Here is a 12,814-nt window from a genome sequence, read left to right as displayed (position 1 = left end):
ATTATTAGTCCTTATCTTTCAACTCTTGCTGCCACTGAGCTACAAGTTCCATAACTTGCAAAGGAGTTTTATCAGCAAGATACACATTTTGAATGTCATCCAAGACATCTTTTTCATCATCTGAAATTGCAGGTGCACTTGCTTTCTCAGCAGTAAAGAGATCAAGCTGTTCGCTAGCTGGCTGTAACTCTCCCGCTCCCTGCTGTTCTAGTCTCTTAAGCATCGTGGTTGCTTCCCTTAAAACCTTATGGGGTAAGCCTGCCAATTGAGCAACGTGGATACCATAAGATTGATCAGCTGGACCTGGCAGGATCTTGTGCAAGAAAATCAACTTACCATTTTCTTCGGTTGCTCCTACGTGAATGTTCTTTAAGTGATTCAATGTTTGGTCCAAGTCAGTTAATTCATGGTAGTGAGTCGCAAAAAGCGTCTTTGCACCAACTTTATCGTGAAGATATTTTACGATTGCTCCAGCTAAGGCCATTCCATCATAAGTAGCAGTGCCTCGTCCAATTTCATCAAATAAAACTAATGAACGTTTTGTAGCATGTTGCAAAGCATCATTGGCTTCACTCATTTCTACCATAAAAGTACTCTGACCAGAAATCAAATCATCTGCTGCACCAATTCGAGTAAAGATTTGATCAAAAATTGGTAAAGTTGCACTATCTGCTGGCACAAAACAACCAATTTGCGCCATGATTGCAATCAAAGCCATTTGACGCATATAAGTAGACTTACCAGACATGTTTGGACCGGTAATCAAGAAAATATCAGTATCTTGATCCATCTTTACATCATTTGGAATATAGCTACCGGCAGTCATAACTTGTTCAACAACAGGATGGCGACCATTAACCACATTAATTTCCTGTTTATCAACTGCAAAGCTTGGACGGACATAATTATTTTGTTCACTAACTGTCGCAAAATTTGTTAAAACATCTAAACTAGCAACTTGCTTAGCCAATTTTTGTAAGGCAGGAATATACTTTTTAACATCTTCTCTTAGCTTTACAAATAAGTCATATTCTAAACCAGTCGACTTAGCTTCAGCTTCTAAAATTAATGATTCATGTTCCTTTAAGTCAGGCGTGATATAACGCTCTGCATTAGTTAATGTTTGCTTTCTAGTGTAGCGATCAGTTGGCACTTTATCTTTATTAGAATTCGTAACTTCAATATAGTAGCCAAAGACCTTATTGTATCCAACCTTTAAATTGTTAATTCCAGTTACTTCACGCTCATGACTTTCCATTTCCGATAGCCATTTTTTACCGTTATTCATGGCATCCCGATAGCGATCCAATTGATCTGAAACACCTTCTCTAATTAAGCCACCTTCTGTGGTTTGAAGAGGAGGATTATCCACAATTGTGTTGATAATCAAATCATGAATTCCCTTTAATGGGTCAATTTGCTTAGCAAAGTTTTGCAAATGTGGATTATTTGTTTGAAGCAGAGATTCCAAAATATCCGGAATTGCACCTAAAGAATGAGCTAATTGCAACATTTCCCTTGCATTAACTGAGCCAAACGCAATTCGTCCAGTTAATCTTTCTAAATCATACACACCCTTTAAGCTGTCGATAACTTTTTCACGTGTGAAATAATCATCAAGAAGCGCTTGAACCATTTCTTGTCGGCGATTAATTTCGCTAACTGATAAAAGCGGACGTTCAATCCAAGACTTAAGTAATCTGCCTCCCATTGCCGTACTTGTTTTATCTAAGAGCCAGAATAAAGAGCCCATCTTCTTAGAAGTCTTAGCTGACTTAATCAACTCTAAATTTGTTTGCACAGTATGAGACATCTGCAAGTATTGCGTAGGTTCATAGCTTTGTGCAACTTGTAAGTGGGCTAAGCTGCGCTTTTGCGTTGAAAGTAAGTAGGCTACTAATTGCTTAGTTGCCTTAATTTCTGCGTCATCAGTTAAGTTTTGCGCTACATAAGAAATTTCTGCATGTTCACCTTCTACTTCAACCGGTTCAGAAACAGTAATATTAGCCTTCTTTAAAAAGTCCTTGTTTACGTCAGTTAGATGCCCGTTATATACAACTTCTCTTGTTTGGAGGGATAATAATTCGTTTGCGACACCTTCAAAGTCAGCTAAGTGTGTGGAAAAAGTTTCCCCAGTGGATAAGTCACTATAAGCTAAACCAAAGCCAGAATTTGTGGAGATAACAGAAGTTAAATAGTTACTATCTTTTGCCTGATCAGGTCGCTCTTGCATCATGGTACCTGGCGTAATTAACTGAATAATTCCGCGCTTAACCATCCCTTTAGCTTTCTTTGGGTCTTCAAGTTGTTCACAAAGCGCTACTTTATATCCCTTTTCTACTAAAGTATTAACGTAAGTATCCACAGCTAAATGAGGCACACCTGCCATTGGAATTGGATTTTTAGTTTTGTTTGAACGATGAGTTAGGGTTAATTCCAGAATTTGTGCACCTTTGATTGCATCATCTTCAAATAATTCATAGAAATCGCCCACACGATAAAACAAAAACGCATCGGGATATTGTTCCTTAATCTCGTAGTATTGCTTCATCATTGGTGTCGTATCTTTTTTTGCCATTCGTTACCAAATATCCTTTCTTCCAAAAACCTATGTTCTATTATAACGTAAAAACTGATAAAAAATCTTAACTGTTAAAACGCAAAAAAATTCTCCATGCCTGCTTGCATGAAGAATTTAATTATTTATCAAAATTTAATCTTACAGATATGCATCTTTCTGTAAGTCGTACATTTCTTTATATTTTGGATTAGTATGCAACAAATTATTATGCGTATCAAACCCGCTAATTTTTCCACTATCTAAAAATAGCACTTTATCAGCAAATCTAACTGCTGACAAGCGGTGAGTAACAAAGAAAATCGTCTTTTTATCATTTTCTTTCAAAAAGCGTTGATAAATTTCCGCTTCGCTCTTAGCATCTAAAGCTGCTGTGGGCTCATCTAAAAATTCAATATTCCCATTGGCATACAAGTCTCGTGCCAAAGCTACTTTTTGCCATTGACCACCGGACAAGTCAGTTCCATTTTCGAAATCCTTAGCCAGCATCGTATTCAGATTAAGATGATCATTAACTAATAAATCACCTAATCCAGCTGCTTTAAGAACATTATTTACCCTATCTTTATTGAATGAATATCCGGTAATCACGTTTTCTTTAAGCGTTAATTTAAAGCGAGAAAAATCTTGAAAAGTAGCTGATAGATTTTTATGCAAGTCGAAAATATTAATGTCTTTTAAATCATAGTTATCAACAGAAATTTTTCCATTAGTCGGGTCATAAAAACGCATTAATAATTTTACCAAAGTAGACTTTCCCGACCCATTTTCTCCAACAATTGCAACTTTTTCTCCACTTTTAACTGAGAAACTAACATTGTGCAAAATCTCAGTATCAGAAAATGGATAAGTGAAGGATAAATTCTTAACGTTAAGATTCTCGAAATCATCGGGGAAATTTTGCGTACCATTTTCAAAATTATCTTGATACTTAAGAAAATTAAAGTATTTTTCAATCCACAACAATGAGTCATATAGCAAACTACTATCTTCCACTACTCGCGCCATGCTAGTAGAAATATAGCCGATCACTGAAACAAACATCAATAAGACGCCAACTTCTAATGCACCTATTCTTACTGAATTAGTAAACCAATAAAAACCATAGCCAAACACTCCGACAGTTAATACAACAAACAGTGAACTAGTCGCAAGTTGCTTTTTACGAATTTGATTAACATCTCTTTTAGTTTGTTCAAATAAGCTTATATACTTTTCAATGATCTTTTGAAACATATTAAAAAGTCTAACTTCTTTAGCATCCCTGCGATCAAGCAATAGTCCACTGTAGTAGTGCAAATACCTAGCGTTCTTGCTTCTTTCAACCATTGTTTCAAATGACTGTTGTTGGATACGATAGTAAGAAATACTTTGTGGTACCATGACTACTAATAAAAGCAAAGCTAGCCACCAATTGTATCGTGCCAGATAAATTAACATAAAAGCTAGCGTTAGAAATGATTGCAAAACCGATACACCAAAAACAATTAAATTAACTGGACGCCAGCTTGCATCATCTCTGAGCATTTGTAAATCGTCAAAATACTTACTGTCATCAAAAATACTGATCGATTGTAAGTCCGCCGATTTTTTCATCAAGCTAATATTGATAAAACCTGTTAATTTATCAGTTAGAACTCCTTGAACCATTGTCGAAAGGGATGGTAAAAATTGTTGAAACGCAGTAGCTACAATCCAGACAATGATCATTTCCATAAATGGTGAATGATTAGTAACTTGATCAATTACCTTTTGCCCCGCTGCCACAGCAAGTAGAGGAATTACTGCTTGAAGCGGCGCAAGTAATAAGACACACGTGGCAACTAAAGGGGCTGATTTGAAGAACAGACGATAAGTTCTAGTTAATTCTTTGAAGTATTGGTTTAATTTTTGTAAATGTTTCATTTTGCCTCCTCGATGAACGGATTTAACAAAATGAAATTTAATTATTTTCCGTTCATCTATTATCTAGTGATTTGTATATTTTGATGTGCGTCTGATACTACCGTAATCATCTTTTCATCCTCCTAAATATAATATTTTTATTAAATTATATCATATAAACTTATTTTAAAATTAATCATTTAATAATTTATGCAAAAAAACATCTCGTAATCAATTAAATTACGAGATGTTTTTAGTCTATTTAATTATTAAATGTAACTAAATTCTAAATTACATTCCCATACCCATACCTGGGTTTGGAGCTGCAGGAGCTTGGTTCTTGTCATCTTCTGGAGCGTCAGCAACAACGGCTTCAGTAGTTAACAATAATGCAGCAATTGAAGCAGCATTTTGAAGTGCTGAACGAGTTACCTTAGTTGGGTCGATGATACCAGCCTTAACCATGTTTTCCCACTTGTTAGTTGCAGCATTGTAACCAACTTCTGGGTCTTCATGTTCTAAGTGGTCTAAGATAACAGCACCATCTTTACCAGCGTTTTCAGCAATTTGACGTACAGGAGCGCCTAAAGCTTTCATAACAATCTTAACACCAGTTTCTGCGTCTTCGCTGTCACCCTTAACAGTGCCTTGGATGGACTTCATAACATCAACTAATGCAGTACCACCACCAGCAACGTAACCTTCTTCAACAGCGGCACGGGTTGCATTCAAGGCATCTTCGATTCTGTACTTTCTTTCCTTTAATTCAGTTTCAGTAGCAGCACCAACCTTGATAACAGCAACACCACCAGCAAGTTTAGCAAGACGTTCTTGTAACTTCTCACGGTCAAAGTCTGAAGTAGTATCAGCAATTTGCTTCTTGATTTGGTCAACACGCTCTTCAATAGCTTCTTTAGAGCCAGCACCTTCAACAATAGTAGTTGAATCCTTAGTTACAGTAACCTTGCCAGCCTTACCTAATTGATCAATCTTAGTGTCTTTTAATTCAAGACCTAAGTCTGAAGAAATTACTGTACCACCAGTTAAGATAGCAATATCTTCAAGCATTGCCTTACGACGATCACCAAAGCCAGGAGCCTTAACAGCAACAACATTGAAAGTACCACGAATCTTGTTCAAAACAAGAGTTGGTAGAGCTTCACCATCAACATCGTCAGCAATGATTAACAAGCTCTTACCTTGTTGAACAATTTCTTGTAATAATGGCAAAATGTCTTGAATGTTAGAAATCTTCTTGTCAGTAATTAAGATGTAAGGATTGTCTAAGTCTGCTTCCATCTTATCATTATCAGTTACCATGTATTGTGATAAGTAACCACGATCGAATTGCATACCTTCAACTACTGAAAGTTCAGTATCAATACCCTTTGATTCTTCAATAGTGATAACACCATCGTGACCAACTTTTTCCATTGCATCTGCAATTAAGTTACCAACTTCAGTTGAAGCAGATGAAACAGAAGCAACTTGGGCAATTTCGTCTTTAGTACTTACCTTGTGACTAATCTTGTGCAATTCATCAACAGCTGCCTTAGTAGCAGTTTCAATACCACGGCGAATACCAACAGGGTTTGCACCAGCAGTAACGTTCTTCATACCTTCACGAACGATAGCTTGAGTTAAAACAGTAGCAGTAGTAGTACCGTCACCAGCAATATCGTTAGTCTTTTGTGCAGCTTCAGAAACAAGCTTTGCACCCATGTTTTCAAAGTGATCTTCTAAGTCAATACTCTTAGCAATAGTAACACCATCGTTAGTAATGTCAGGAGCACCATAACTCTTTTCCAAAACAACGTTTCTACCCTTAGGTCCCAAAGTTGTCTTAACAGTGTCTGCTAATTTATCAACACCCTTTAATAGTGAGTGTCTTGCATTTTCAGAAAATTTAATGTCTTTAGCCATATTTATATGCCACCTTTTATTTCAAATTTAATTACTTAACGACAGCTAATAAGTCGCTTTCACGAAGTACTAAATACTTTTCGCCTTCGTACTTCAAGTTAGTGCCAGAGTATTTATCAAAGAATACTGTTTCACCTTTTTCAACTGACATAGGAATTAAGTCGCCGTTTGCGTTGCGCTTACCAGTTCCTACAGCAATGATTTCGCCCATTTGAGGCTTTTCTTTAGCGTTAGAAGCCAGGACAATGCCTCCAACTTTTTCTTCTTCTTCGTCTTTAACTTTAACGATCACGCGATCACCAATTGGTTGTAACACGTTAGTCCCTCCTGTACATATTTAATCTATAATTACATTACTTAGCACTCATATATCATAAGTGCTAACTTACAATTACGATAGTACATTGTTTATAAAAGAAAAGCAAGTATTTAGACGTAAAAATTAGCACTTTTCTTACTCGAGTGCTAAAAAGTGCTAATTTACTTAGATATTTGTTTGAGGAGATGATGCCAATGGTGTAACACCTATTGCCTTGATTCTTGCTGAAAGGAAGTACACTTTGCTTGATGGTGGCCTTACTTGGCACTGTCATTGCTTTAGTCAGTCTCTTGGATTGTCTTGTTCTTGTTTTAATAAAACTTGCAAAAGATTTAACGGAGTTAGCAAAAGCTGTAAAACGACTGATAAAGGCTTTCCACGATTTGTGGAAGAAAAAATAGAGCAAACAAAAAAAAGCCGCTCCATAACTTTTGGTCGAGTTTGATAGCGACTTTTTAGTTTGCAATTAATCTTTACCACCGCACTTTTAGCGGCTTGTACTTTAGAGAGCTATTCCCAGTAGCTCTCTTTTTATGTACTACAAGTATTTGTTTACTACAAGTATTTTACAGCAAATTAATTTTTACTTCAAATTAGAGTTCTATTCTAAACTCTTTTAACGGTAATATCTCCCATATTAGCACGTCCTTGAAGCACTAGTATTGGACCATTTGTTGGTTGATCACCATCAATAGTGAAATCGACAAATTTCCGTTCAAGTCGATTATCAACTCGCCAAGAAGTTGGAATATAGAAATTCAGATCTCCCATCGACATATTAATATTAGCAATTACTTCATCCCCAGCAGGCTTAGCTGAATCAAGATATACATCAACATCCCCCATTGAAACATTCACAGTCACCGTTTCTAAATGTTGTGAATGAACATAACGTGCAGTAGAAGACATCTTTTCACTAATTACAATATTGTCACCACTATCTGAACTAGTTGTGTCCGAAAAAACATGCTCAGCCTTAAACTTATGTGGAGCCTTCAAGTCTGACCAATTAGCGTCAACCTTCTCGCCATTGATAATCACAGTCGGCTTCCAGCTTTTTTTGAAAATCAGTCTCAGCCCTCCCCAAATTAAAAATGCAGCTAAAAGCACTGTCCAAGGAACAATCTGTTCAATATGAAGTGGTTTTGCATAAATAATTAATAAGAATGCAATTGAAAAAATACTGCCTCCTAAACTTTTATTAACTAATGATGTAATCAAAGTTGCTCCAAAAACTACCGTCCAAAAAATTGCCCAAAAGCCTAATTCTAGTGGCATCAAGTGGAGCTGATCTAAAACTAAAAATGCAGCTGCCGCAAGCAAGCCTAATCCCCAAAGAACTCTTCCAAAACTGGCCTTTCTCATGATAATGCCCTTCTCTCTTTTAATCTCTCGTTCAAATCTCGGTAATATCTTCTAGAAACATAGACAGTTTTATACGAATCATGAAACTTAATCTGACAATTAGAAATCGACTTAGTAACAGCATAAATTTGATCTAAATTTAAAATTGTCGATTTCGATACTCGCATGAATTGTCCACTTAATAAGTTTTCTAGTTCATACAATTTGTACTTAACAAAATATGCATTCCTAGTTGTATGCGCCATTACTTGCTTAGCATCTGTTTCAAAAAAGAGAATATCGTTAATACTTAAATAATAGGAAGTATGGTCCATCATCCCTTCAATTTGATCAGGATGATCTGAATCCGCTTGAAGTTGATGATAAATTCTTTCTATTTCTGGTGTTAGTTGCCTAGCATGAATGGTTACCTCGGATTCTTTTTGATCTGGATCAAGTTCAAGCTTAACTTTCACAATTCTCACTTCCTTGTTTCATTTTCGATAATTATATTAAACATGGATGTAAGATTAAAATCTAGTGAAAGTAACCAAGTGGTCATTTTAAAGTTCTAAGCGGTCAAAAAAAGAAGTATGAATCAAGAGGGGGAATCTTGTTTCATACTTCTTTTAAGCTTTATCCCAGTAATCGCTCAGCTTGAGCAATTACATTTTTACCATTCATTGTGCCATAATCTTGCATACCAATAGCTTCTAATGGGATATGATGCTTATTAGCATCAGACTTAAGTTGATCTTCCATATACTTAATTTGTGGTCCAATCAAAATACAATCTGGTGCATCTTTTTCAATAATATCTTCTACTTGAGCTGCTGCAACAGCTTTAATTTCATATTCTTTTCCTTCTGCTTTAGCAGCTTCCTTCATCTTATTAACTAAAAGTGATGTTGAAAAACCGCCAGCACAAGAAAGTAAAATCTTTTTCATTTATAATGCCTTCTTTACACAATTAATTCTAAAAGGAGAAAGTGGATAATTTAGTTCATTATATAGACCAATATGATGAGAATAATTTTCATATGCATAACTTACTTCTTGAGGTAATTCATCTAAATCAATAATCAGCTTATTCTTCTGAAAATTATCACTACTTAACTTTATTTGTTCAACTTTTTTATCAAAATAACTAATCTTTAGATATGTCTCTTTTTCTAAATGTAGCCTTTGACAACGAACAACATTAAAAATTAATCTATATTTTTCACCTTTACTTTGAACTTCCATCTTATTCACATAAGGAGTTCCAGCATAATCATTGCCAGCAACGATTTTACCTAATCGCATCCCCATAATTTTTTTATTAGTAGGATGAATATTATGCTCTTCTCCGCCATCAATAAATGATATTAAATCAACTTGTGGAATTGTGCGTGCAACTTGTAATTGCGTTTGACGAATTTTAGCTCCTGAATCACCTGGATAATCTGCATATCCCGGTAATTGAATTAGTTTAACTGGTAACGATGGATCATGTATAGTTTGACGCCAAGTATGAAGTAAAAGAGGCAAAAGTTTATCATAATATTTTGCTCGATCTGTATCGTTTTCTCCTTGATACCAGATCATTTGATTAAATACGCCAAATTCAATTTGCTTAAGCATTGTTTCATTTAAACCACTTGGTCTAGTATACAAATCTGGACGATATGGTGGTGGCCAAGGGGTATGTCCAACGATATTTTTAGCTGTGCTTAAACTTGTATCAGGATGCATTTTTAGATACTTAGCCAGATCTTGATTATGCTTTTCTACTGTTAGATTATACGCTTTAGTTTCACGGTCAAAATCTTCCCAGCTTTTGCCTGCAATTGTTTCATAATACTTATCTAAAAAAGCCTTTTTTAATTCAGTTTCACCTGCTAAATCTGCTTCTTTAATCCAGACACTAGCTGACGTTCCGCCCTTAAAGCAATCTACAACTGCAAGAGGTTCTTTAATACCACTTTCCCGCAAAGCCATCATCATATAAAATCCAATTGCTGAAACCATTCCAGCATTATTTTCATTAATATGATGCCAACTTTCTAGCTGTAAATTCTTAGGTTTTACTTCACCGGTTTTAGAATTAATATAGTCAACTTGAGGAACGTTGTAATAATACAAATTCGGATATTTTCCTGACTTTAAATCGGAAGATATTTTTTGATAATGCTCTTCATCCTTTAATCGATATTCAATATTAGATTGACCACCTAATAAATATACACGTCCAAATTTTATATCAGAAATTGTCTGACTTTCATTATTACTTTTAACAATTAATTTTTTTACAGATGTTTCACTCACTGCTGTCAAAATAACTTGCCACATACCATGAGCATCACTCTTAGTTAAATAATTTTTTTGATCAAATTCAACTTCTACTGCTTGATTAGGGTCAATATATCCACCAACTTTAAAATCTTTATTGCGTGGAAAAACCATCCCGTCTTGAAAAATGTCTGCTAATAAATTTTGATTAAGTTTCATAGTTTTTCCTCTTAAGAATTAGCCCGATCCATCTCGTCCATGGCAATTCTCTCTGCGTTTAATTTGTTGTCAATTTTTACGAAAGGAATATAAAGTAGCGTTGTAACAGTTAGACAAATTGCTTGAACAATCACACCGCGAATATTCCCAGTATAAAGCAGGCCTGATAAAAGCGTTGGCACAGTCCATGGGACATTATTTACAATTGGTGCAATAAAACCAATTTTGGTGAAGAACAAACCAATATAGAAACCGATTGGTTGAGACAAAACAAATGGAATAAAGTAAATTGGATTCAAAACAATTGGTAAACCAAAAGTAATTGGTTCAGAAATATTAAAGATTGCTGGTAACAATGCAATCTTAGTAATCTTTCTAGCACCAACACGTTTCGAAGCGATCAAAATTGCTAGAACTGGTGAAAGTGAAAAAGTACCAGCAGCAATAGTTGAGAAATTCATGAATAAAGTTGAAAAAATATGGTGAGCTTGTCCCAACATATTTTGGGTGTCATTAATCGTCCAGGTCATTCCAAAGATTGCGCCCCAAATTGAACTTGGGTGAATACCAAACCATTGAAGTAAGCTCCAAGTAAATTGAGAAACAAAAGCAAACGCACCTGTTCTTGAAATTGCTAATGCTGGAGCCTGTAAAACTGATAAGAACAAAGCAGGCATTGTTTTTCCAGTACATGCAGTACTAATTCCAGTTAACACAATAAAAATACCTAAAGTAATTGAACCAGGAATTAATGAAGAAAAACTTTGTGCAACTGCTGGTGGAACGGAATCTGGCAATTTAATCGTAATATTCTTTTGAGCAATCTTGTTATAGATCCAAACTGCAAATCCACTAATTAAAATAGCAGCAAACACACCTTGAGTCCCTAAATATTGAGTATCAATATAGTTTAAAACATTGACCGTTTTCTTAGTGTTAGGAATCGCATATTGAAAATTCCAAGGAATACAAATGAAGAAAGCACCTAATCCAAACAAAACATCAGTCATGTGCTCCGCTTTATCCGTAAAGAATTTTCTTGAAACTTCATATGAGAAAATGACTACTAGCAATAAAGCAAAAATATTTAAAGTACCATTAGAAACTAAGGCAATTAAATTAGCAATTGTCTTTAAACCGTTATAAAAACCGCTTTGTTCCCAACTACTCCATGAGCCTGCGATTAGTTTTCCTAATCCTAAACCTTGTTTACCAAAGATCAGTCCATTCATTGGATCAATAATTACGTTTTGAATCATAATTGCAAAACCTGCAATCATAGTTGTGGCTGCAACAAGAACAAACGTATCACGTAAGGTTAACAACAACCTATTTCCAGAAATTTTTCCAGCGACTCTGACAAAGCCGTTTTGAAACTTTTTCCATCCAGATGATTTAGTAAAGTCTTTCATCTTTTTTCCTCTTCCCTTTATAGAAATCGCTTACATTTTTATATTAGTACATTTGTTATAACAAATCAATAGTTGATATAACAAAAAAAGACAATCAATTTTAAATGATTGTCTTTATAAGATTATTGCTTCTTTGATTGAAAACTTACTAATACGATAATATGTCTCATTCCATTCAAAAGGTTTGCCATTTTCTAAATAAGATTTTTGTAGCCACTTTAATAAAGGCTCCTTATCTTCAACCTTGTCTTGAACTTTATTTTTATTAACTAAGTCATTATCTGCATGTACTAAGGAAATATCACGAACTGCTTTTTTAGGGTTAAGACCAATTTTTTGGCTAATTAAAGGATAAATTGAACTTTCAAGCATTTCCATATTCATTCCTTGAATTATCTTAGCAGGAATGCAAATTTTTTGAAAAGCAACAACATCTTGCTTATTCAAAGCAGCTCTTCTAACTGTATAAACAATATCGTAAGGCTGAAGTTCTAGAGCCTTAGTAATTTTTTCATTAACTTGACCGACTTCAAAATCTGTTACTTTTAGCTTATATTTCTTTAAGTTAATTAATTCTAACCTATCTGAGTTAACCGCACTAGAAATTTCAGTATCTTTTACAAACGTACCAGCACCTTGTATACGATAAATTAAATCTTGTCTTTCTAGTTCGCTCAAAGCATTACGAATTGTGATTCTACTTACGTTATACGCATTTGCTAAATCAAACTCTTTTGGTAATTGATCGTTAGGATTATATTCTCCGGTTTTTATCTCATGCTTAATCTTATCTGCAATTAACAAATATTTCGGAATTTCTTTCACTTCTACTCACCACCTAATTTGTTATAACAAATCTAACTT

At 34.9% G+C, this 12,814-nt stretch carries 10 protein-coding genes; all 10 read right to left on the bottom strand.

Translation table 11 applies throughout. The features are described 5' to 3' along the window. Nucleotides 1-4: 4 nt before the first annotated feature. The 10 genes from mutS to QM512_RS00315 all read right to left on the bottom strand — a co-directional run bounded on the left by mutS (nt 5) and on the right by QM512_RS00315 (nt 12,775). Nucleotides 5-2,578 carry a DNA mismatch repair protein MutS gene (mutS, locus tag QM512_RS00360; protein ID WP_282805589.1) on the bottom strand — a complete coding sequence of 858 codons (2,574 nt, stop codon included), beginning with the start codon at nt 2,576-2,578 and terminating at the stop codon, nt 5-7. Between the two features lie 141 nt (nt 2,579-2,719). Then, the gene (locus QM512_RS00355; RefSeq protein WP_282805588.1) at nt 2,720-4,483 is read right to left on the bottom strand and encodes an ABC transporter ATP-binding protein; all 1,764 of its coding nucleotides are present in this window, start codon (nt 4,481-4,483) and stop codon (nt 2,720-2,722) included. Nucleotides 4,484-4,753: 270 nt separating this feature from the next. Beyond that, the gene (groL, locus tag QM512_RS00350; RefSeq protein WP_282805587.1) at nt 4,754-6,385 is read right to left on the bottom strand and encodes a chaperonin GroEL; all 1,632 of its coding nucleotides are present in this window, start codon (nt 6,383-6,385) and stop codon (nt 4,754-4,756) included. 31 nt (nt 6,386-6,416) lie between these two features. After that, on the bottom strand, nt 6,417-6,701 hold the full coding sequence (groES, locus tag QM512_RS00345; protein WP_282805586.1) for a co-chaperone GroES: 285 nt from the start codon (nt 6,699-6,701) through the stop codon (nt 6,417-6,419). A 609-nt stretch (nt 6,702-7,310) separates the two neighbouring features. Continuing rightward, on the bottom strand, nt 7,311-8,069 hold the full coding sequence (locus tag QM512_RS00340; protein ID WP_282805585.1) for a LiaF transmembrane domain-containing protein: 759 nt from the start codon (nt 8,067-8,069) through the stop codon (nt 7,311-7,313). Then, complete coding sequence (locus tag QM512_RS00335; protein ID WP_282805584.1) at nt 8,066-8,524, bottom strand: LytTR family DNA-binding domain-containing protein; 459 nt, start codon at nt 8,522-8,524, stop codon at nt 8,066-8,068. Before QM512_RS00335 ends, QM512_RS00340 begins: the two co-directional genes overlap by 4 nt. A gap of 160 nt (nt 8,525-8,684) precedes the next feature. Further along, nucleotides 8,685-8,996, bottom strand: a complete 312-nt coding sequence (locus QM512_RS00330; RefSeq protein WP_282805583.1) for a PTS sugar transporter subunit IIB — start codon at nt 8,994-8,996, stop codon at nt 8,685-8,687. After that, a complete protein-coding gene (locus QM512_RS00325) occupies nt 8,997-10,538 on the bottom strand; it encodes a sialate O-acetylesterase (protein ID WP_282805582.1) in 1,542 nt (513 codons plus the stop codon). An 11-nt stretch (nt 10,539-10,549) separates the two neighbouring features. Further along, nucleotides 10,550-11,950: a PTS sugar transporter subunit IIC gene (locus QM512_RS00320; RefSeq protein WP_282805581.1), complete on the bottom strand. Its 1,401-nt coding sequence runs from the start codon at nt 11,948-11,950 to the stop codon at nt 10,550-10,552. A 114-nt stretch (nt 11,951-12,064) separates the two neighbouring features. Then, entirely contained in the window at nt 12,065-12,775 is a 711-nt protein-coding gene (locus QM512_RS00315) for a GntR family transcriptional regulator (protein ID WP_282805580.1), read from the bottom strand. Nucleotides 12,776-12,814 lie beyond the last annotated feature (39 nt).

The organism is Lactobacillus isalae, from assembly GCF_947539375.1.
GTDB classification, from domain to species: domain Bacteria; phylum Bacillota; class Bacilli; order Lactobacillales; family Lactobacillaceae; genus Lactobacillus; species Lactobacillus isalae.
The sequence above is the reverse complement of the archived record's forward strand: the minus strand, read 5'-3'. Positions and strand labels throughout refer to the sequence as shown.

Coding starts and splice junctions, on each gene's coding strand:
- groL (WP_282805587.1), bottom strand. CDS start 6,385: ATGGCTAAAGACATTAAATTTTCTGAAAATGCAAGACACTCACTATTA.
- QM512_RS00330 (WP_282805583.1), bottom strand. CDS start 8,996: ATGAAAAAGATTTTACTTTCTTGTGCTGGCGGTTTTTCAACATCACTT.
- QM512_RS00355 (WP_282805588.1), bottom strand. CDS start 4,483: ATGAAACATTTACAAAAATTAAACCAATACTTCAAAGAATTAACTAGA.
- QM512_RS00340 (WP_282805585.1), bottom strand. CDS start 8,069: ATGAGAAAGGCCAGTTTTGGAAGAGTTCTTTGGGGATTAGGCTTGCTT.
- mutS (WP_282805589.1), bottom strand. CDS start 2,578: ATGGCAAAAAAAGATACGACACCAATGATGAAGCAATACTACGAGATT.
- QM512_RS00320 (WP_282805581.1), bottom strand. CDS start 11,950: ATGAAAGACTTTACTAAATCATCTGGATGGAAAAAGTTTCAAAACGGC.
- QM512_RS00325 (WP_282805582.1), bottom strand. CDS start 10,538: ATGAAACTTAATCAAAATTTATTAGCAGACATTTTTCAAGACGGGATG.